Consider the following 21,534-nt stretch of genomic DNA (forward strand, 5'->3'; position numbering starts at 1 on the left):
CTAACGCCGGATGCGAAAAGCCCGCCTTGCGGCGGGCTTTTGCTGGTCGGTCAGGCCAGGAGCAGTCGACTAACAGTCGACTCTACCAAGCAGGTGACCTGCCGGTCGGATTACTTCTTTTTGACCGGGGCCGGTGCGGTGGTGGCCGGAACCGGCTCGCCGCCATGGCGCTTGGTCATCCACCACTGCTGCAGCAGGCCCAGGCCGCCGTTGACCACCCAGTACAGGACCAGGCCGGACGGCATGAAGGCCATCATGACGCCGAACACCAGCGGCATGAACTGCATCATCTTCTGCTGCATCGGGTCCATGCCCGGTGCCGGGGTCAGCTTCTGGGTGAACCACATCACCGCCACGTTGATCACCGGCAGGATGAAGTACGGGTCGCGTGCGGTCAGGTCCTGGATCCAGCCGAACCAGGGCGCCTGGCGCAGTTCGACCGATTCCACCAGCACCCAGTACAGCGCGAAGAAGATCGGCATCTGGATGAGGATCGGCAGGCAGCCGCCCATCGGGTTGATCTTTTCCTTCTTGTACAGCTCCATCATCGCGGTCTGGAACTTCTGGCGGTCATCGCCATAGCGTTCCTTCAGCTGCGCGATGCGCGGCTGGAAGCGACGCATCTTGGCGCCACTCTTGTACTGGGTCGCCGACAGCGGGTACAGCACCAGCTTCAGCAGCACCACCAGGCCGACGATCGCCCAGCCCCAGTTGCCAACCAGCTTGTGCACCTGGTTCAGCACCCAGAACAGGCCCTGGCCGATCACCGCCATCATCGAGAAGCGGCTGTAGTCGACCACGCGGTCCAGGCCCGGCACGTCTTCCTTGGCAATCAGGTTGACCAGCTTCGGGCCGACCCACAGGCGGGCTTCGGTGCTGGTGGACTGGCCAGGGGCCACGGTGAAGGCCGGGCCACGCGCTTCGATCAGGTCACGACCGGCCACCTGCGACAGCACGTAGTGTGCGGTCTGGTCCTTCTGCGGGATCCAGGCGGTGAAGAAGTGGTGCTGCAGCATCGCCAGCCAGCCGCCGGTGATGTTCTGGTTCAGCGTGCCGTCTTCCAGGTAGTCCTTGAACGCACGACGCTGGTACTTCTTGTCGTTGTCGTACCAGGTGGCGCCGTTGAAGCTGAAGGAATCCGGGTTGGTCATGCTCCGCGACAGGATGGTCGGGGTGCGGTCCAGGGTGCGGTAGACATAGCCGTTCCAAGGAGCGGCGCCGGTGTTGCTGACTTCATCCTTGAAGCGCACGGCATACTCGTTGCGCGAGACGGTCAGCGTGCGCTTGATGGTCACGCCGTTGTCGGCGGTCCACACAAACGGGATCTGCAGCTCGTTCTGGCCCTTGGCCAGCACGAAGTCCTTGGTGTCACCGACCAGCTTGAAGCCGTCGGCACCCGGCACCGGGGTGTTCTTGTCTTCACTGGCCCAGCCACTGATCGCGCTGTACGGATGCGCGGGGTCTTCGGTCAGCAGGCGCACCGGCGGGCTGCCTTCGTCCTTGGTCTGCGGGAACTGCAGCAGCTCGGCGTCGAGCACGCGGCCGCCATCGAGCACCAGGCGCAGCACGTCGGTGGTGACGGTCACGCGCTGGCTGGCCGGCGTGGCACTGGCCTGGGCCTGCACTGCGGCCTGGCCCGGGGCGCCCGGGACCTGCGCGTTGGGTACGCTGCCCGGGGTCGCGCCCGGAACACTCTGTGCAGCGGCCGGAGCCGACGTGGTCGTCGGTGCCGGGGTCGGGGCAGCCTTTTCGCGGCTCCACTCCATCCACAGCAGCACGGCCACCATCAGCCAGGCAAAAATAAGGAATACGCGGGTCTGGTTCATCAGCGGGCAGGCTCAGCGGTGCCGGAACGCGGTGCCGGCTCGGTCAAAGAGGGAGTTGCGATGCCATCAGGCGGCGGCATTGTGCCGTCCACGCCCGGCGTGGGCAATGCACGCAGGCGCCGCAACAGGCGCAGGAAGGCCTGGCGGATATCGTCGTTGCTGGCGTTACGCGCAGCACTACGAGCCACGACGACGAAGTCGCCTGGCTGCATATCGGTTCGTGTCTGACGCAAGGCGTCGCGCAGGACGCGCTTGATCCGGTTACGCCCAACGGCGTGCGGATCGACCTTGCGGGAAACCGCCAGACCCAGCCTGGCCGGCCGGTCAGCCGGCAGCCAGTGCAGGGTCATCAGCGGATCGGACACACGGCGGGCGCCGTTGAAGACCGTTGAATATTCGGCACGCGTGCGAACCCGCGCAGAGCGAGGGAATCGCTTGCGCGGGTCTGCAGTATTCACTGTCGAATGGATTGCGTCTGCCGCTGGATGCGGCATGGCAATCAGGCGCTCAGGACTTTGCGGCCCTTGGCGCGGCGACGCGACAGGATCTTGCGGCCGTCAGCGGTCTTCATACGGGCACGGAAGCCGTGGTCGCGCTTACGCTTGAGGTTGCTGGGCTGGAAGGTGCGCTTGGTGGCCATGTGGGCCTCTCGTATGAATGGGACGGAAAGAACCGGAAATTTTAGAGAGGTACCCCACCCCGCGTCAACCCCTTGGAGCTACGCGAATTCACCGGCCTGTGCAATAGCTGTGGATGTTTTTGTGAATAAGTAGGGGACAAGCATTCCGAAGCCCTGCGCTCGGTGGTAGTCTGAGCCATCCATTTCCCCCCTTTCCGGCCTGTGTTTGGGCGCCTTGTCGCGTCCATGCCCCGGCCACCGGACGATTATTGCTGATGGATGCCTGGTCCCGTAGTCTCGAGCGCCTCGAAGCGGAGTTCCCGCCGGAAGACGTTCACACCTGGTTGAAGCCACTGCAGGCCGATCTGCGCGTGGACAGCCTGGTGCTGTATGCACCGAATGCCTTCATCGTCGACCAGGTACGCGAACTGTACCTGGCCCGGATCCGCGAACTGCTGGCCCACTTCGCCGGTTTCAGCGACGTTTTTCTTGAAATCGGCTCGCGCCCGCGGCCCGTGGAGGCGCAGAACGCGCCGGTTTCCACGCCGTCGGCACATGTTTCCAGCGAACCGCAGGTACCGTTCGCCGGCAACCTGGACAATCACTACACCTTCGCCAACTTCGTCGAAGGCCGCAGCAACCAGCTGGGCCTGGCCGCTGCCTTCCAGGCGGCGCAGAAGCCGGGCGACCGTGCGCACAATCCGCTGCTGCTGTACGGAGGCACCGGCCTGGGCAAGACCCACCTGATGTTCGCCGCCGGCAACGCCATGCGCCAGGCCAACCCGGGGGCGAAGGTGCTGTACCTGCGCTCGGAACAGTTCTTCAGCGCGATGATCCGGGCCTTGCAGGAAAAGACCATGGATCAGTTCAAGCGCCAGTTCCAGCAGGTGGACGCGCTGCTGATCGATGACATCCAGTTCTTCGCCGGCAAGGACCGCACCCAGGAAGAGTTCTTCCACACCTTCAACGCGTTGTTCGATGGCAAGCAGCAGATCATCCTGACCTGCGACCGCTATCCGCGCGAAGTTGAAGGCCTGGAAGCGCGCCTGAAGTCGCGGCTTGCCTGGGGCCTGTCGGTCGCGATCGAACCGCCGGACTTCGAGACCCGCGCGGCGATCGTGCTGGCCAAGGCCCGCGAGCGCGGTGCCGAGATTCCCGATGATGTTGCATTCCTGATCGCCAAGAAGATGCGCTCCAACGTGCGCGACCTCGAGGGCGCGCTGAATACCCTGACCGCTCGTGCCAATTTCACCGGCCGTGCGATCACCACTGAATTCGCCCAGGAAACTCTGCGCGATCTGCTGCGCGCCCAGCAGCAGGCGATCAGCATTCCCAACATCCAGAAAACGGTTGCCGACTACTACGGCCTGCAGATCAAGGATCTGCTGTCCAAGCGCCGGACCCGTTCGCTGGCTCGTCCGCGCCAGGTCGCCATGGCCCTGACCAAGGAGCTGACCGAGCACAGCCTGCCTGAGATCGGCGACGCCTTCGCCGGTCGCGACCACACCACGGTGCTGCATGCCTGCCGTCAGATCCGCACCCTGATGGAGGCCGACGGCAAGCTCCGCGAGGACTGGGACAAGCTGATCCGGAAGCTGAGCGAATGATGCACGTCCGCCGATAAGGCGTCATCGCATAAAACGGTGCAAAATCCGGTAGCAAGCGCGGGACAGGGTGTGGATAAAAAAGCCGTTCGATTTCGCGGTAAATTTATCCACAGCTTTCCCCACCCCTTGGGGGCTGGTAGTGCAGAGGGTTTCGAGGCCTGAAACTTCTTTTATTACAAAGACTTAGCTGTGTTTTCCAGCGATTCTGGCTCTACCATCACCACCAAGCTTTTGATTTATTCCACATCTTTTTAAAGCATAGGGGCACGGAACCACATGCGTTTCACACTGCAGCGCGAAGCCTTTCTCAAGCCGTTGGCACAGGTCGTCAACGTGGTCGAACGCCGCCAGACCCTTCCGGTTCTGGCCAATTTCCTGGTCCAGGTGCAGAACGGCCAGCTGTCGCTGACCGGTACCGATCTGGAAGTGGAAATGGTGTCGCGGATCGCGGTTGAAGATGCGCAGGACGGCGAAACCACGATCCCCGCCCGCAAGCTGTTTGAGATCATCCGCGCCCTGCCCGATGGCAGCCGGATCACCGTCTCGCAGACCGGTGACAAGATCACCGTGCAGGCAGGCCGCAGCCGCTTCACCCTGGCAACCCTGCCCTCCAACGACTTCCCGTCGGTGGACGAAGTGGAAGCCACCGAGCGCGTTGCGATCGGCGAAGCGACCCTGAAGGAGCTGATCGAACGCACTGCGTTCGCGATGGCCCAGCAGGACGTGCGCTACTACCTCAACGGCCTGCTGTTCGACCTGCGTGGTGATGCGCTGCGTACGGTCGCCACTGACGGTCATCGTCTGGCCCTGTGCGAAACCGATCTGGCCAAGCCCAGCGGTTCCAAGCGCCAGATCATCGTGCCGCGCAAGGGCGTGACCGAGTTGCAGCGCCTGCTGGAAAGCGGCGACCGCGAGATCGAGCTGGAAGTCGGCCGTAGCCACGTGCGCGTCAAGCGCGACGATGTCACCTTCACCTCGAAGTTGATCGATGGCCGCTTCCCGGACTACGAAGCAGTGATCCCGATCGGCGCCGATCGCGAGGTCAAGGTGAACCGTGAGTCGCTGCGTGCGTCGTTGCAGCGTGCGGCGATCCTGTCCAACGAGAAGTACCGCGGTATCCGCGTGGAAGTCTCGCCGGGCAACCTCAAGATCAGCGCGCACAACCCGGAGCAGGAAGAGGCCCAGGAAGAGATCGAGGCGGACACCACCGTCAGCGACCTGGCCATCGGCTTCAACGTGAACTACCTGCTGGATGCCCTGTCCGCCCTGCGCGACGAGGAAGTCATCATCCAGCTGCGCGATTCCAACTCCTCGGCGCTGGTGCGTGAATCCAGCAGCGAGAAGTCGCGCCACGTGGTGATGCCGCTGCGTCTCTGACATCTGCGCTGTTCCACGTGGAACCGAACAACGCCCGGGATCTTCCCGGGCGTTTTTTTTGTTCCACGTGGAGCATCGTCATCGAGGGATTTGCGGAACTGAGTCCTGCCTGCCGGTTCTTTCGGATGCTCCGCTTATCTTCGATCACTTGTGGCATGAAGTGCTGCCTCCGTTGACGAAGAGCGCCCCCAATTCGATGGCTGCTTCCAACGTCATCGCGACGTTGCCGAGAACGAGTTGTGCCGGTGAATCCGCAGAGCGAGGGAGTGCTTCCAGGAAAGCTGAAGTTGAGACGATTTGCGGGGGCTCAGCGATCGATCTGCAGCGCCTGCTGACGCCACTGTCCACAGGGCTGGTGGCGGATGATTCGTGGCCTGCAAAGCTTTTAAATCTGGGTATAAATCTAAAGCATGGTGGTGATGGTAGGGCCAGATTTCGTGGAAAAATAGCTTATCTATATGATTTAAAAGAAATTTGTTGGTCTGAAACCCCCTGTATAGCGGGCCCTGGGGCTGGGGGGGAACCTGTGGATAGTTTCAGACGGAGCGCTGAACGCCTTTTTTATCCACAGATTGCCCATACCTTGTGTATAAGTCATACAGTCCTGCTGTGGATAGCGTGAAACGGCAGTGCGAATTTCTTTGAAATCTGTGGAACCTCGCGGGCTGGGGCTTCCCGGATTTCAAGGAATGTGCAGGTGTAGATCCGGTGGCGGCTGGTGCTCGCTGCTGAAGATCCTGGAAGTGGTACTGAAATCGTTGAAATCTGCGGGTCAGCCCCCTGCCAGGGCGCACAGATTTGAAGGATTTTGCGCCGAGTGCGGGCCCTGGCATCGCCATTGCGGCAACCGTTGTCCACGTGGAACCCAGCATCAGGTCAGCGCCGGCGGTGTCGTGCGTGGCAAGGACCCCGCTGCACCCGCCGGGCTTGACCGATGCAGTAAGCTGATGGATTCCCCGCTCCTCTACCGCCCTGTGCGGATGGTCCTTCGCGCCCCATGCAGATCCGCCGCCTTGCCTTGCACCAACTGCGTCGCTTCAATGCGGTGGAGCTCTCTCCGCAGCCGGGCTTGAACCTGCTGACCGGAGACAACGGCGCCGGCAAGACCAGCATTCTTGAGGCCCTGCACCTGATGGCCTATGGGCGCAGCTTCCGCGGCCGGGTACGTGATGGTCTGGTCCGTCAGGGCCAGGAAGCGTTGGAGATCTTCGTGGAATGGGATGAACAGCGCGCCAGCCACCCTCCTCATCGGCGAAAGGCCGGTCTGCGCCACAGTGGCCAGGACTGGAAGGGACGATTGGATGGCGAAGACGTTGCCCAGCTCGGCAACCTCTGTGCTGCCTTGGCGGTGGTGACCTTTGAACCAGGCAGCCACGCACTGGTCAGCGGGGGCGGCGAACCCCGCCGCCGATTCCTCGATTGGGGCTTGTTCCACGTGGAACCGGATTTTCTATCCCTGTGGCGCCGCTACTCCCGGGCGCTCAAGCAACGCAATGCACTGCTCAAACAGGGCGGGCCTTCGCGGATGCTGGATACCTGGGACCACGAGCTGGCCGAGGCAGGCGAACCGCTGACCAGCCGCCGCCAGCACTATCTGGAACGGCTGCAGCAACGAACCGTGGCACTTGCGGCGGAACTGGCTCCCCAGCTGGGTATCCAGGCGATGGAACTGAGTCCGGGCTGGCGTCGCCACGAGTTGCCGTTGGCCGATGCGCTGCTGCTGGCCCGCGAACGCGACCGGCAAGCGGGCTACACCTCCGTCGGGCCGCACCGGGCGGACTGGAGCGTGGACTTCCACAACATTCCTGGCCGTGATGCGCTGTCCCGTGGCCAGGCCAAGCTGACAGCCCTGGCCTGCCTGCTGGCCCAGGCCGAAGACTATGCGGAACAGCGCGGGGAATGGCCGGTCATCGCCCTGGATGACCTGGCCTCGGAGCTGGATCGTACCCACCAGGCACGGGTACTGGAGCGCCTGCTCGGCGGGCCGGCCCAGATATTCGTCACCGCCACCGAAACCCCGGCGGCGCTGCAGGAGCTGACCCATATCGCCCGGTTCCACGTGGAACATGCACAGATCGTGGCTGTGCCATAGTGGGCACAACAGGGCCGCTCGACCCCGGCTGGTATAATTCGGGTTGGAATCCTTTCATTCTCGGCGCATCGCCCCAAGCGGTGCCCGACCTGCGGAGCCTACGGCAAGCGCAATGAGCGACGAACAGAACACCCCGGCAAACAACGGCAACTACGACGCCAACAGCATTACGGCCCTGGAAGGCCTGGAGGCTGTCCGCAAGCGCCCAGGCATGTACATCGGTGACGTCCATGACGGCACCGGCCTGCACCACATGGTGTTCGAGGTGGTCGACAACTCCATCGACGAAGCCCTCGCCGGCCATGCCGACCACGTGGCGGTGACGATCCACGCCGACGGCTCGGTTTCGGTGTCCGACAACGGTCGCGGCATTCCGACGGGCAAGCACGAGCAGATGAGCGCCAAGCTCGGCCGCGAAGTGTCCGCTGCCGAAGTGGTGATGACCGTCCTGCACGCAGGCGGCAAGTTCGACGACAACAGCTACAAGGTTTCCGGTGGCCTGCATGGCGTCGGCGTCAGCGTGGTCAACGCGCTCTCGCAGAAGCTGCTGGTGGACGTGTTCCAGGGCGGTTTCCACTACCAGCAGGAATTCAGCAACGGCGCCGCGGTCACCCCGCTGGCAAAGCTGGAGAGCACCACCAAGCGCGGTACCACGGTGCGCTTCTGGCCGTCGACCGTGGCGTTCCACGACAACGTGGAATACCACTACGACATCCTGGCCCGTCGCCTGCGTGAGCTGTCGTTCCTGAATTCCGGCGTCAAGATCGTGCTGGCCGACGAGCGTGGTGATGGCCGCCGCGATGACTTCCACTACGAAGGCGGTATTCGCAGCTTCGTCGAGCATCTGGCCCAGCTGAAGACCCCGCTGCACCCGAACGTCATCTCGGTCACCGGCGAGCACAACAACATCGTGGTGGATGTGGCGCTGCAGTGGACCGACTCCTATCAGGAGACGATGTACTGCTTCACCAACAACATCCCGCAGAAGGACGGTGGTACCCACCTCGCCGGCTTCCGCGGCGCGCTGACCCGCGTGCTCAACAACTACATCGAGCAGAACGGCATCGCCAAGCAGGCCAAGATCAACCTGACCGGCGACGACATGCGTGAAGGCATGATCGCGGTGCTGTCGGTGAAGGTGCCCGATCCCAGTTTCTCCAGCCAGACCAAGGAAAAGCTGGTCAGCTCCGACGTGCGCCCCGCCGTGGAAAACGCCTTCGGTGCGCGGCTGGAAGAGTTCCTGCAGGAAAACCCGAACGAAGCCAAGGCGATCGCCGGCAAGATCGTCGACGCCGCGCGTGCCCGTGAAGCCGCGCGCAAGGCCCGCGACCTGACCCGCCGCAAGGGTGCGCTGGACATCGCCGGCCTGCCGGGCAAGCTGGCCGACTGCCAGGAAAAGGATCCGGCGCTGTCCGAACTGTTCATCGTCGAGGGTGACTCGGCAGGTGGCTCGGCCAAGCAGGGCCGCAACCGCAAGAACCAGGCGGTGCTGCCGCTGCGCGGCAAGATTCTCAACGTGGAACGCGCGCGCTTCGACCGCATGCTGGCCTCCGACCAGGTCGGTACGCTGATCACCGCGCTGGGCACCGGCATTGGCCGCGACGAGTACAACCCGGACAAGCTGCGCTACCACAAGATCATCATCATGACCGACGCCGACGTCGACGGCGCCCACATCCGCACGCTGCTGCTGACGTTCTTCTACCGTCAGATGCCGGAGCTGATCGAGCGCGGTTACGTCTACATCGGCCTGCCGCCGCTGTACAAGATCAAGCAGGGCAAGCAGGAGCTGTACCTGAAGGACGACCCGGCGCTGGACAGCTACCTGGCCAGCAGTGCGGTGGAAAACGCTGCGCTGGTGCCGGCCACCGGTGAACCGGGCATCGAAGGCCTGGCGCTGGAAAAGCTGCTGCTGACCTACGCCGCCGCGCAGGATTCGATCGAGCGCAACGCACACCGCTACGACCGCAACGTGCTCGAAGCGCTGGTCGACTTCGTCCCGATGGACATGGACAGCCTGCGCAATGCCGGCGAAGGCGAAGGCCTGGATGCATTGGCCAAGCGCCTCAACCAGGGCAGCCTGGGCAGCCCGCGCTTCACCCTGGAGCTGCAGGAAGCCAACGAGCAGCGCCCGGCAGCCGTGCTGGTGACCCGCCGCCACATGGGCGAAGAGCTGATCCAGGTGCTGCCGCTGTCGGCCTTCGAAAGCGGTGAACTGCGTGCGATCCACCAGGCGTCCTCGCTGCTGCATGGCTTGGTCCGCGAAGGCGCGATCATTTCACGTGGCGCCAAGTCGATCGAAGTGGATACGTTCGCCAAGGCGCAGAACTGGCTGCTCGAGGAGGCCAAGCGCGGCCGCCAGATCCAGCGATTCAAGGGTCTGGGTGAAATGAATCCGGAGCAGTTGTGGGACACCACGGTGAACCCGGAGACCCGCAGACTGCTGCAGGTGCGTATCGAAGATGCCGTCGCAGCTGACCAGATCTTCAGCACCTTGATGGGTGATGTCGTCGAACCGCGTCGCGATTTCATCGAAGACAACGCGCTGAAGGTCGCAAACCTGGATATCTGACACAATCGGATCATGGCCGGTGCGCGGGGAGGCGCACCGGCTTTCGACCCTTGAACGCAGGTACCTGATGTCCGCTTCCGCCCCGGTTTCCGCCCCGCCTCCGGTTCCGCCGGCGTCCACCGCGCCGCGTGCGGGTTCCCCGTTGGCAGGCTTCTTCATCGACCTGGGCATTGCTGCCGTCACCCTGTTCGGCCTGAGCATGGTCACCGGCCTGCTCTGGGGCTTCTATCGCGCCATCGTGGTTGGCTACGCCAATGCACAGGCCAACGGCGGCGCCCTGTCGCCGGCAGAAACAACGGCGGCCGTCGGCCACCCGGGGGCCCTGGCGCAGATCCTGATGGCCCTGATCGCCACCGGTGGAGCCGCCCTGCTGCTGTACTTCTGGCGGCGCCCGGCCAATGCGGCCGAACGCCTGGCTTCACGACAGGCGCTGCGGCAGCCCTCGACCTGGGGCTGGACCGTGCTGGTGGCCTTGCTGATCGTGCTGGGCAGCAACGGCATCGCCTTCCTGGCCAAACAGTTCGGCATCGCGCCGGTGCCCACCAACGTGGAACTGATGCAGAACGCGATCGCGCGTTTCCCGCTGTTCCTGGTGCTGTTCGCGGTCGTGCTGGCGCCTGCCTATGAGGAGCTGCTGTTCCGCCGCGTGCTGTTCGGCCGCCTGTGGCAGGCTGGCCGTCCCTGGTTGGGAGTGATCCTCAGCAGCCTGGCCTTCGCGCTGGTCCACGAAGTGCCTGGGGTGAGCAGGAATTCGCTGTTGGGCATGGCCCAGCTGTGGCTGGTCTACGGTGGCATGGGCGCCGCGTTCTGCTGGTTGTACCAGCGCACCGGCACGCTGTGGGCGGCGATTACAGCCCATGCACTGAACAACGCTGTCGCACTTGCCGCGATGGTGTTCCTGGGATCAACGTAACGCCGTGTCCGCTTGACGAAAGATTAAGCCGTTACGCTACACACTGCGCATATGAACACGGGGGTGCACCCATGAAACACCTGCTGTTGGCCCTTGTCATCACCACGTTGGTCAGCGCCTGTGCGACCACAACCTCACCCACCGGCCGTCGGCAGATGGTCGGTGGCGTGTCGCAGGCGCAGCTGGACCAGCTCGGTGCGCAGGCGTTCGCCGAGACCAAGCAGAAGGAAAAGATCAGCACCGATGGCCGCCAGAACGGCTATGTACAGTGCGTGGTCAACGCCCTGGTCGCGCAGCTCCCGCCTCAATACCGTGGCGTACGGTGGGAGACGGCGGTGTTCGTCGACAAGGAGCCCAACGCATTCGCCCTGCCCGGGGGCAAGGTCGGTGTGAACACCGGCATCTTCACCGTGGCCAAGAACCAGGACCAGTTGGCTGCCGTAATCGGCCATGAAATCGGCCACGTCATCGCCCGCCATCACGAAGAACGCATCACCCGCCAGATGGGCGCACAGACCGGCCTCGCCGTGCTCGGTGCGCTGGCCGGTGCCGCCTATGGAGAAGGCGCCGCCAGTACCGTCAATCAGCTCGGCGGCATGGGCGCGCAGACCGCTTTCCTGCTGCCGGGTTCGCGCACCCAGGAAAGCGAAGCCGACGTAATCGGCCAACGGCTGATGGCGCAGGCAGGGTTCAACCCCGCGCAGGCCGTCGATCTGTGGCAGAACATGATGGCCGCCAGCGGCGGTCGTAGCCCACAATGGCTCTCCACCCACCCTGATCCGGCCAACCGGATCCAGGAACTGCGACGCGATGCGCCGGGCCTGACCCCGGTCTATCAGCAGGCGCAGGCGGCTGGGCTGCGGCCAAAGTGCGGATGAGTGCGCAGTTTCATGCTGTATTGCAGCACATAAAACGATTTCTCACGCCATCTGTTTCTGATACGTTTGGCGGCTCAGATTTTTCTGACAGTCCGACTTTGCCGCTAACCGGCGGTTCGATCGAGGTGAACGATGATTTTCCGTAACCACAAAGCTGTGCTTTCCGTCCTCGTCGCGACCGCCCTGACCGGCGCCGTGGTCACCGATGCCTTCGCGCAGTCCTCGCGCTCCTCCGAGCGTGGCAACCGCGGCGGCAAGCAGGCCAAGGCCGAGGCGCTGTACCCGAACGCGACCCGCCAGGAGCCGACGGTCAAGGCCTCTGCCAAGATGGGCAGCAAGCTGCAGAAAATGATCGACAGCTACAACAAGGAAAAGTTCCCGGAGACCCGTACCCAGGCCGACGCGATCCTGGCTGACAGCGCCGCGAACGAGTACGACAAGTCGCTGGCCGCGCAGCTGGCTTCGCAGGCTGCCTACCAGACCGAGGACACCCCGGCGGCCGTGGCCTACCTGAAGCAGGTCCTGCAGTTCAACGGCCTGGACAACAACGGCCACTTCCAGTCGATGCTGATGCTGGGCCAGCTGGAGCTGCAGGAAGACAAGACCGCCGAAGGCCTGGCGACCCTGGACAAGTACTTCGCCGAGAGCAAGTCGACCAAGCCGGAAGAACTGATCGCCAAGGGCCAGGCGCTGTACCAGCTGGAGCGCTACCAGGAAGCGATCCCGGTGCTGAAGCAGGCCATCGCCGGCTCCGCTGAACCGAAGGACAACTGGAACCAGCTGCTGATGGCGGCCCTGTCCGAAGCCGGCCAGTCCGGTGAAGCGGTCAAGGAAGCCGAGGCGCTGGCCGCCAAGAACCCCAGCGACAAGAAGGCCCAGCTGAACCTGGCCAGCATGTACATGCAGGCCGACCAGATGGACAAGGCTGCCACGGTGATGGACAAGCTGCGCAGCAGCGGCCAGCTCACCGAAGAGCGCGAGTACAAGCAGCTGTACTCGATCTATGCCAATACCGAGCACAAGGAAAAGGACGTCATCGCGGTCATCAACGAAGGGTTGCAGAAGGGCATCCTGAAGCCGGACTACCAGGTCTACCTGGCGCTGGCCCAGTCCTACTACTACTCCGACCAGGTGCCGCAGGCGATCGATGCGTGGCAGAAGGCCGCCCCGCTTTCCAAGGACGGTGAGACCTACCTGAACCTGGCACGCGTCCTGCATGCCGAAGGTCGCGTCCCCGAGGCCAAGCAGGCCGCCCAGCAGGCGCTGGCGAAGGGCGTGAAGAACCAGGCTGATGCCAAGAAAATCATCAACCTGAAGTAAGTAGGAATAACGCCTGAATGCCTGCTCAGTTGATGCGCAGGCGCTCAGGATTGGTATAAGCTTGGAGGTTCCTGCGGTGTCATGCACCGCTGATCAGGGATTCCGCCCCCGGCATCCCGGCCCCACTATTGAGCTCTTGGCGCATGACGGAACAACTAGTCGTTCACCGGTACGAACAACCCGATGACAAGGGGCTGAGCTGGCCTCGCATCGTCGGCATCGCGTTTGTAATTGCCCTGCATCTGGCCGCCTTCATGATGCTCCTCATCCCCGCCGTGGCTCCCAAGGCCGTGGCAGAGAAGGAGCGCAACGTCATGGTGACCATCGTAGACGCGCCGCCGCCGCCACCCCCGCCGCCGCCGCCGCCGCCGCCGACGGATACTCCGCCGCCGCCGGTGAAGAATCTGTCGCCGCCGAAGCCGTCGCCGGTTCCGCCGCCGCCGCAGGCGCCGGTCGTGGACGTGCCGGAGCCGCGCCCGAGCGACATCGTCACCCCGCCGTCGCCGCCGTCGCCGCCGGCCCCGCCGACCTCGATCGAGGCCAGCGTGGACATCTCGTCGAAGGCCATGAATCCGCCGCGCTACCCGCCGGCAGCCTTCCGCGCTGGTATCCAGGGCGAAGTGATCCTGATCATTGATGTCGATGCCAGTGGCAACGTCACCAATGTCACGGTGGAAAAGTCCAGCCGTAACCGCGACCTGGACCGTGCTGCGATGGAAGCTGCCCGGAAGTGGCGTTTCAACGCCGCCGAAGCTGGCGGTAAGAAGGCTGCTGGCCGCGTCCGCGTCCCGGTCAACTTTGCACTGAACTGATTCGGCCCGGGTGGCCTCTTGGCCACCCTCGCCCGCAGTTCGATTGTTTAGCTTAGCTACACCCTTTATCACCACACACAACAAAGGTAAGCGTCATGCTGCAGGAAATTTTCATCGCCGCTGCTGCCGGGGGCAATCCGTCCAACGCCCTGTCGCAGATGGGCTTCGAGCATCTGATCCACGAAATGACCACCAAGCCGGGTGATTTCGCGGTCTCCTGGGTCGTGCTGCTGACCCTGGTCGTGATGTCGGCCATGTCCTGGTACTGGACCGTCATCAACATCTTCCGTGCTACCCGCCTGAAGAGCGCCGCTGATCGCGTCGTCAGCCTGTTCTGGGACACCCCGAACGCGCAGGACGCCATCCGTGCGATGGAAGAGCAGCCGGCTTCGGAGCCGTTCTCGAAGATCGCTCTGGACGCTGCCCAGGCAGCTGCCCACCACCAGCGCGCTGAAGGCGGCGCCACCGGTGGCGTGGGTGAGAACCTGAGCCGTTCGGAGTTCGTCGACCGCGCTCTGCGCCAGGCCGTGACCCGCGAAAGCAACAAGCTGCAGTCGGGCATGACCCTGCTGGCCACCGTCGGCGCGACCGCTCCGTTCGTCGGTCTGCTGGGTACCGTGTGGGGCATCTACGGCGCGCTGATCAAGATCGGTGCCACCGGCTCCGCTTCGATCGACGCCGTTGCCGGCCCGGTGGGTGAAGCGCTGATCATGACCGCGATCGGTCTGTTCGTCGCGATCCCGGCCGTGTTCGCCTTCAACTTCTTCAGCAAGATCAACAGCGCGACCATCAGCAAGTTCGATACCTTCGCGCACGACCTGCACGACTTCTTCGCCACCGGTTCGCGCGTCCGCTAATTGCGACGCGCTGTACCTGCGACGAAGTAAGTAGTCACCAAGATCTAGACGGAGCCCGTTATGGCTTTCAGTAGTGGTAACAGCGGCGGCCCCATGGCCGACATCAACGTTACGCCCCTCGTGGACGTGATGCTGGTGCTGCTGATCATCTTCATCATCACGGCGCCCCTGATGTCCCACAAGGTCAAGGTGGATCTGCCGGAGGCCAACCTGGTCCAGAAGCCGGACGACACCAACGATCGCAAGGGTCCCATCACCCTGGCAGTCAAGGAAGATGGCTCGATCTACTGGAACGACGAAGAAATCAACAAGCAGACTCTCGAGTCGCGCTTGGCGACCGCCGCCCAGCAGACCCCGCAGCCGCCGTTGAACCTGCGTGGTGACCGCACCACCAAGATGCGCGTCATCAACGAGATGACCAAGATCGCGCAGGAACAGGGCATGCTGGACGTCGGCTTCGTTGCGACCAAAGAAAAGGGGCAATAAGCCATGGCATTCAGTAGTGGTGGTGGCAAGGGCCCCATGGCCGACATCAACGTCACGCCCCTCGTGGACGTGATGCTGGTGCTGCTGATCATCTTCATCGTGACCGCGCCGATCATGACGTACCCGATCGCCGTGGACCTGCCGCAGCGCGTGCTCAACCCACCGCCGCAGCTGGTCGAACCGCCGCCGCCGATCGAGTTGAAGATCGACGCCAGCAACCAGGTCTCGTGGAACAACAGCCCGATCAATGCGAGCGAGCTGCAGCAGCGGATGGAGCAGGAGGTCCAGCGTGACCCGACCAACCAGCCGGAACTGCGCATCGACGCCAGCCCGGATTCCGAGTACGACGTGATGGCCAAGGTCCTGGCCGCCGCGAAGAACGCTCAGATGAAGAAGATCGGTTTTGTGCAGCAGTAAACGCAATACCGCAATACAACAGTCATGACGCGACTGCAGACGCCCCTGGAAACAGGGGCGTCTTTTTTCTGCCTGTCGTGGTCAGATCCCTTTTTTACAGGAAGAGGGATCTGACCCCATCAGGCTGCACGCGCCCGTTATGATCGGCGGATGCTCGCCCTCTTCGACTCCCTGCGCCACTGGCTGGATGGCATCGCCCACCTCGGCACGATCCTGGCGGTGGCTTATCTGCTGTACCTGTTCGCGCTGGCGGGCTGGATCATGCTGCAGAAGCGCGAGCCGGTCGCCACCCTGAGCTGGATCCTGTCGCTGGCGCTGCTGCCCTATCTCGGCCTCTTCATCTATTACCTGCTGGGCCCGCAGAAGGTGAAGCGGCAGCGCCTGCGTCGTGGGCGTGCGCGCTCGGGCATGGAGCACTACAGCGACGTGTGCCCGCCCGATGCCGACTGCACCGAGCTGGCCAAGATCGCGCAGGCCACCACCGGGCTGGCACCGAGCAGTGCCACCGAAGTGACCTGGCTGGTGGATGGTGCAGCCACCTACGCCGCGCTGCTTGAAGCTGTCGCGCAGGCACGCGATCACGTGCATCTGGAGTACTACATCTTCAACCCGGACCATGCCGGCACCGCCCTGCGCGACGCGCTGGTGGAACGTGCGCGGGCCGGCGTGCAGGTGCGCCTGCTGCTCGATGCGGTGGGCTCATCCGCCCTGCCGCGGCGCTTCCTGCAACCTCTGCTCGATGCCGGTGGCGAAGCGATCTGGTTCCACCCACGGCAGCTGTTGAAGCCGTTCAAGCGCCCATGGTTGAACCTGCGTACCCATCGCAAGCTGGTGATCGTCGATGGCCGCCTGGCCTTCACCGGTGGCATCAACATCACCGACGACGAGGACGAAAGCCGCAGGACCGACGCATACCGTGATCTGCACATGCGCATCCGTGGTCACGTGGTGCGAAGCCTGCAGCTGGTGTTCGCCGAGGACTGGCTGTACGCCAGTGGACAGGACCCCTCGCGGATGGATATCGCGCGTCTGTGGCCAGCCGACATGCCCCTGCGGGGCGATGGCCCGATCAATGCCCAGGTACTGGTGTCCGGCCCGGATTCGGGCTGGGAGACCATCCATCGCCTGCACGTAGCAGCGATCCAGGAAGCGCACGAGCGGGTCTGGCTGGTCACGCCCTACTTCGTCCCGGGCGAAGCGGCGCGGATGGCACTGACCTCGGCCGCGCTGGGCGGGTTGGACGTCCGCCTGCTGGTGCCGAAGATGAGCGATTCCTGGTTCGTCACCCAGGCCGCCCGCTCCTACTTTGACGAGCTGCTGCATGCCGGGGTGAAGATCTACGAGTACGGCCCTCGCATGCTGCATACCAAGGCCTTCATCGCCGATGACGACGTCTGCATCGTCGGCAGCGCCAACTTCGACCACCGCAGCTTCCGGCTGAACTTCGAACTATCGATGATGATCAGCGATCGAGGTCGTGTTGCCGCCCTGGCCGAACTGCTGGAGGGCGAGTTTGAAAGGGCCACCCGGGTGAATGACCAGGCCGGCCGTTCGCTGTGGCTGCACCGCCTGCCCGAGGCCTTCGCACGGCTGGCCTCGCCGCTGCTCTGACGCAGCGCTACACTGCGGCGATCATCCGGGGAGCCCGACTATGTACTGGTTGTACCTGCTGTTGGCGCTGGGCTGTTTCGCCTTCGCCCTGAAGACGCCCAATGCCGGGTTGATGACCCTGTGCCTGCTGGCCGCCCTCGCCTTCCTGCTGGCCTGGGTACGCGGCCGCTACGTGGCACGCTTCGGCGACCTGCAGCGCGATCCCGCTACCCTGGTCGACGCCGAGGAACTGCGCCGCCTGCGCGAACAGGCCCAGGCCCGTCGTAGTGCCGCCCCCGACGAACACGATCCGTCCCCTCTTTCCAAGTAGTTCCGTTCCATGACCCAGCTCAGCGTCAACGTCAACAAGATCGCCGTCCTGCGCAACTCGCGCGGCGGTGCCGAACCGGACGTGGTGCGTGCCGCCCAGGCCTGCCTGGATGCCGGCGCGCATGGCATCACCGTGCACCCGCGGCCGGACCGCCGCCACATCACCGCCGAGGACGTGCTGGCCCTGTCCACGCTGACCCGTGCGCGTGGGGTGGAGTTCAACATCGAAGGCAATCCGTTCGCACCACCGCGCGAGGGTTATCCGGGGCTGCTGCCGCTGTGTGCACAGACCCGTCCGGCGCAGGCTACCCTGGTGCCGGACAGCGACGGCCAGATCACCTCCGATCATGGCTTCGACTTCGAGCGCGATGCCGAGCGCCTGCGCCCGCTGATCGCCGAACTGAAGGCGATGGGTTGCCGGGTCAGCCTGTTCGTCGACGCCGGCAACCCGTTGCTGGAGCAGGCGGCCGAGGTCGGTGCCGACCGCATCGAGCTGTACACCGGCCCCTACGCCGAAGCGCATGCGGCGGGCGATGCCGGCGCGATGCTGACGCTCTTTGCCACTGCTGCCCGTCGAGCGCAGGCCGTCGGACTGGGCGTCAACGCCGGACACGACCTGTCGCAGGACAACCTGCGCGATTTCCTGGCCAACGTGCCGGACGTGCTGGAGGTGTCGATCGGCCACGCGCTGATCGGTGAGGCCCTGTACGACGGGCTGGATGCCACGGTGCGCGGGTACCTGGCGCTGCTCTGACCCCTTCCCTGTAGCGTCGCGCCATGCTCGACTTCAGTCTTGGCCACCCTGCGGGAGTCGAGCATGGCGCGACTCTACAAGAGGGCTGAACCCTTCAGGCGCCCGTCGCAGCCGCTGAGACGACTGCGACGTAATCTGCCGCCATGGGTATTGCGATCAAGGGCCGAGGTTCCACGTCCCACCTTGCCGGGCGCTTTGAAAGCACCGTCAGCGAGGCGGTGGACGATGGCTGGGCGGTCGACGAGAGCGAGGAGTTCCTTGCCCCTCGCCTGCGCACCGAAGTGCGCGCCGAAACCGCGCGCAGCATCATCACCCGCAACAACTCGCCCGACGTCGGCTTCAGTCAATCGGTGAATCCCTACCGCGGTTGCGAGCACGGTCTGAATTTCCCATAAGTGTTCACTGAGAAAGTACTTACCAATCATCAACTTGGGAAGGAAAAAGTGAACACTCTCGGTGTCAAAGCTTCGAAAATCGGCCAAACAGCGTCATTCCGCCAGGAAAGGTCGATTGGAGACTGTGAGAGCTAGGCGAAACGTTCTAGAGACCTGCCTCTGTCAGCAACTCAGACATGGTCTTCTCAAGGCCGTTGGCCACACGTTCGAGTGTGGCGAGGGTGACATTCTTCTCGCCACGCTCAATCTTGCTGTAGTAAGCCCGGTGCATCTGGATATGGTCTGCAAAGCCTTCCTGACTGAATCCAAGAGCGACGCGACTTGCCCGGATGACGTCGGCCAAGGCTGCCTGATGCGTATGTTCGACCATACGAACAAGCTTGTGGCTCCAGTACTTTAAAGACTACGCCTTTAAAGGTAGTCTACTTATAAGTACTGGCCTGTATTTTCATGAATTTCTATCTCGTGTGCCCGGAACTGGAATTCACTCTAGAGTTGCCCTTCTCTCCCCTAGGAAGGGAACAAGTGATCAGCCAGGTTCGTCGAATGCAAGAAGACGAAGGACAGTCGAGAAGCTTTGAGTACCGTCTAGCGGAGGAACTCTCGAGGCTCATCCCAGAACTCACCGACTGGGACATCAAGCCCCCGACAGGAGCGCAGATGGCATACGCAGTCTCGCTGTGTGCCCAACTGGGAATTGTGCTCCCAGCAGCTACCCGTCGATCACGGGGCCTAATGCAGACCTTCCTGGCTGAAGCCAAAGCACTTGTTGGCCAACGGGACTAATGGTTGCCCAGCCGCAACCCCCCTGTGGATAAGGTTGGGAATACAACACGTCGCGATGAAGCATGAGGCCTACAGCTAGCTGAATCCCCGCACCTTGCGGTCCCTGTGGTTAGCAATAATACTAACTGCTTACTAAGGGCAGAGGGCGGCATGGAACAGGATGCTCGAAAGGTCCAGGTACCTATCAAAGGCCGAGGCTCCGCCTCACGCGTGCCAAGCCGCTTCGATGCGACGACGACAGTCGGCGTCGATGATGGCTGGGAATCGATCTACGAAGACCTGCAGGAGTTGCCGCGGCTGAGAACTGAGGTGACCGAAGAACGCGCCCGGACTGTGATCAGCCGCAACAACTCCCCCGACGTTGGATTCGGTGCGTCGGTCAATCCCTATAGGGGATGCGAGCACGGATGCGTCTACTGCTTCGCCCGACCTTCCCACAGCTACCTCAGCCTATCGCCAGGGCTGGACTTTGAGACCAAGCTCTTTGCGAAAACCAACGCCGCAGAGCGGTTGCGCAATGAGCTCAGTCGGCCCAACTACCAATGCGCCGCCATTGCCCTGGGCATCAACACGGATGGGTACCAGCCCATCGAAAGGAGTTACCAAATTACCCGCCAATGCCTTGAGCTTCTGGCCGAAACGCGCCACCCCGTGAGCTTCGTGACCAAGAGTGCATTGATCACTCGTGACATCGATCTACTCGCGGCCATGGCTAAGGACCGCCTGGTCACGGTGTACTTCTCAGTCACCACCCTTGATCGAAAGCTATCAGCTAAGCTCGAGCCACGAGCTGCTGCTCCGCACGCACGGCTGAGGGCGATGGAGACACTACATAAGGCCGGCGTGCCTGTTGGTGTACTGGTGGCTCCTGTCATCCCCCGCATCACTGACCACGAACTCGAGGCGATCCTCGAAGAAGCGCACGGCCATGGAGCGCGGGCTGCAGGCTACGTGCTGCTGCGACTACCCAACGAGATCAAGGACATCTGGAAAGAGTGGCTGGAACTGCACTATCCGGACCGGGCAGAACACGTTCTCAGCCTTATGCGCCAGTTGCATGGTGGCAAGGAGTACGACGCCGCATTCGGTACCAGAATGCGAGGCACAGGCCCCTTTGCAGATCTACTGGCCCAAAGGTTCAAGAAGGCGCACAGAAGCTTGGGATTCGCAAAGCTCCCTCCCCTGAACACCCAACTCTTTCAGCCCCCAAGGGAGCTGTCGCCCCAGGGCCAACTATTCTGAGAAATAAGATGGAGCTCACTCCAAGCGCGTTGGCAAGCTGTCTCAAGCCTTGAGATAAGCAAAAGCTAGCCTTGCTGGAAACAACTGCACCGAGAGAATGGCAATGAGCTGGCTGAAGCTGATACGCCTCTACTACCCTGCTGGCCTGGTGGCGACCATCTCCTTCGCATTCGCGATGGTCGTGCATCCCCTTGGCGACAACGCCTTGACCAAAGGCTTCTATCAAATGGCCATGTGGCTACCAATCGCGGGCCTGGCATTTGCCTTCATTCATAGTTTGTGGACATTCCATCGGACTCGCCAAGCGGAACTTGGCACAGGACCGATTTGTCCTCATTGCCGGGGGCCGCTAGGTCCCGAAAAAAGCGGCAGATACAGCCCCCATAGGACTTGCATGGTATGTGGGAAGCACGCAAACGAGCGCCACTACCGCTGATTAAAATCCCTGATCGCGGCTCTATGACAAACGACTGAGAGCTAACGGTGCCACAACCGAAATGAAGAGCCACGCCAAGTATCGAAGTCCTTTGCGCTAAGGGCATGAAGAAGCCCCGGACTATTTGCCTTGCTGCCTGGGCTTTATGAACTGATGTGCTGGCGTTGGCGCGCCTCTAACACGGGGTGGTTCGAAAATGAAAGCGTTTACAGAGTAAATTGGGGC

The 21,534-nt window shown here is 62.9% G+C and carries 19 protein-coding genes and 1 pseudogene; 16 read left to right on the top strand and 4 right to left on the bottom strand.

All coding sequences use genetic code 11. The features are described from left to right. Positions 1-110 precede the first annotated feature (110 nt). Genes yidC through rpmH form a run of 3 tightly spaced genes read right to left on the bottom strand, consistent with a single transcriptional unit; the run spans position 111 to position 2,466 of the window. Positions 111-1,826, bottom strand: a complete 1,716-nt coding sequence (gene yidC, locus AC0Z6F_RS15325) for a membrane protein insertase YidC (RefSeq protein WP_485617606.1) — start codon at positions 1,824-1,826, stop codon at positions 111-113. After that, on the bottom strand, positions 1,826-2,320 hold the full coding sequence (gene rnpA, locus AC0Z6F_RS15330) for a ribonuclease P protein component (RefSeq protein WP_006404563.1): 495 nt from the start codon (positions 2,318-2,320) through the stop codon (positions 1,826-1,828). Before rnpA ends, yidC begins: the two co-directional genes overlap by 1 nt. Before the next feature lie 5 nt (positions 2,321-2,325). Continuing rightward, a complete protein-coding gene (rpmH, locus tag AC0Z6F_RS15335) occupies positions 2,326-2,466 on the bottom strand; it encodes a 50S ribosomal protein L34 (protein ID WP_006404565.1) in 141 nt (46 codons plus the stop codon). 254 nt (positions 2,467-2,720) lie between these two features. Between rpmH and dnaA the strand changes: the two genes are divergently transcribed. The 15 genes and pseudogenes from dnaA to AC0Z6F_RS15410 form a co-directional block, all read left to right on the top strand. Next, on the top strand, positions 2,721-4,052 hold the full coding sequence (gene dnaA / locus AC0Z6F_RS15340) for a chromosomal replication initiator protein DnaA (RefSeq protein WP_006404567.1): 1,332 nt from the start codon (positions 2,721-2,723) through the stop codon (positions 4,050-4,052). A gap of 276 nt (positions 4,053-4,328) precedes the next feature. Next, positions 4,329-5,429, top strand: a complete 1,101-nt coding sequence (gene dnaN, locus AC0Z6F_RS15345) for a DNA polymerase III subunit beta (RefSeq protein ID WP_006404569.1) — start codon at positions 4,329-4,331, stop codon at positions 5,427-5,429. Between the two features lie 997 nt (positions 5,430-6,426). Further along, the gene (recF, locus tag AC0Z6F_RS15350) at positions 6,427-7,521 is read left to right on the top strand and encodes a DNA replication/repair protein RecF (protein ID WP_012509600.1); all 1,095 of its coding nucleotides are present in this window, start codon (positions 6,427-6,429) and stop codon (positions 7,519-7,521) included. Positions 7,522-7,633: 112 nt separating this feature from the next. Next, positions 7,634-10,093, top strand: a complete 2,460-nt coding sequence (gyrB, locus tag AC0Z6F_RS15355) for a DNA topoisomerase (ATP-hydrolyzing) subunit B (RefSeq protein WP_006404690.1) — start codon at positions 7,634-7,636, stop codon at positions 10,091-10,093. A 67-nt stretch (positions 10,094-10,160) separates the two neighbouring features. Beyond that, a complete protein-coding gene (locus AC0Z6F_RS15360; protein ID WP_485617602.1) occupies positions 10,161-11,006 on the top strand; it encodes a CPBP family intramembrane glutamic endopeptidase in 846 nt (281 codons plus the stop codon). Between the two features lie 71 nt (positions 11,007-11,077). Next, positions 11,078-11,884 carry a M48 family metallopeptidase gene (locus AC0Z6F_RS15365; protein WP_006404768.1) on the top strand — a complete coding sequence of 269 codons (807 nt, stop codon included), beginning with the start codon at positions 11,078-11,080 and terminating at the stop codon, positions 11,882-11,884. A gap of 132 nt (positions 11,885-12,016) precedes the next feature. Then, positions 12,017-13,204, top strand: coding sequence for a tetratricopeptide repeat protein (locus AC0Z6F_RS15370; protein ID WP_006404770.1), 1,188 nt, complete (start codon positions 12,017-12,019; stop codon positions 13,202-13,204). 143 nt (positions 13,205-13,347) lie between these two features. After that, positions 13,348-14,016: an energy transducer TonB gene (locus AC0Z6F_RS15375; RefSeq protein ID WP_012509602.1), complete on the top strand. Its 669-nt coding sequence runs from the start codon at positions 13,348-13,350 to the stop codon at positions 14,014-14,016. A gap of 95 nt (positions 14,017-14,111) precedes the next feature. Then, the gene (gene exbB, locus AC0Z6F_RS15380) at positions 14,112-14,873 is read left to right on the top strand and encodes a TonB-system energizer ExbB (protein ID WP_004132614.1); all 762 of its coding nucleotides are present in this window, start codon (positions 14,112-14,114) and stop codon (positions 14,871-14,873) included. 60 nt (positions 14,874-14,933) lie between these two features. Beyond that, complete coding sequence (locus AC0Z6F_RS15385) at positions 14,934-15,359, top strand: ExbD/TolR family protein (RefSeq protein WP_012509603.1); 426 nt, start codon at positions 14,934-14,936, stop codon at positions 15,357-15,359. A 3-nt stretch (positions 15,360-15,362) separates the two neighbouring features. Then, on the top strand, positions 15,363-15,776 hold the full coding sequence (locus tag AC0Z6F_RS15390) for an ExbD/TolR family protein (RefSeq protein ID WP_004132666.1): 414 nt from the start codon (positions 15,363-15,365) through the stop codon (positions 15,774-15,776). Positions 15,777-15,926: 150 nt separating this feature from the next. Continuing rightward, positions 15,927-17,387 (top strand): cardiolipin synthase, encoded by a 1,461-nt coding sequence (gene cls / locus AC0Z6F_RS15395; protein WP_004132717.1) that lies wholly within the window; start codon positions 15,927-15,929, stop codon positions 17,385-17,387. Between the two features lie 40 nt (positions 17,388-17,427). Beyond that, the gene (locus AC0Z6F_RS15400; RefSeq protein ID WP_004132720.1) at positions 17,428-17,697 is read left to right on the top strand and encodes a hypothetical protein; all 270 of its coding nucleotides are present in this window, start codon (positions 17,428-17,430) and stop codon (positions 17,695-17,697) included. 9 nt (positions 17,698-17,706) lie between these two features. Continuing rightward, positions 17,707-18,450: a pyridoxine 5'-phosphate synthase gene (locus AC0Z6F_RS15405; RefSeq protein WP_004132724.1), complete on the top strand. Its 744-nt coding sequence runs from the start codon at positions 17,707-17,709 to the stop codon at positions 18,448-18,450. A gap of 143 nt (positions 18,451-18,593) precedes the next feature. Next, positions 18,594-18,839: pseudogene (locus AC0Z6F_RS15410) on the top strand (radical SAM protein); the annotation flags it as partial. Positions 18,840-18,990: 151 nt separating this feature from the next. Here AC0Z6F_RS15410 and AC0Z6F_RS15415 read toward each other — a convergent pair. Beyond that, positions 18,991-19,215 (bottom strand): helix-turn-helix domain-containing protein, encoded by a 225-nt coding sequence (locus tag AC0Z6F_RS15415; protein ID WP_032966121.1) that lies wholly within the window; start codon positions 19,213-19,215, stop codon positions 18,991-18,993. A gap of 566 nt (positions 19,216-19,781) precedes the next feature. Between AC0Z6F_RS15415 and AC0Z6F_RS15420 the strand changes: the two genes are divergently transcribed. Further along, positions 19,782-20,873 carry a PA0069 family radical SAM protein gene (locus AC0Z6F_RS15420; RefSeq protein ID WP_005411746.1) on the top strand — a complete coding sequence of 364 codons (1,092 nt, stop codon included), beginning with the start codon at positions 19,782-19,784 and terminating at the stop codon, positions 20,871-20,873. The last annotated feature ends 661 nt before the right edge of the window (positions 20,874-21,534 follow it).

The sequence above is a fragment of the Stenotrophomonas sp. 1L-E-5-B-C3 genome (assembly GCF_057292075.1).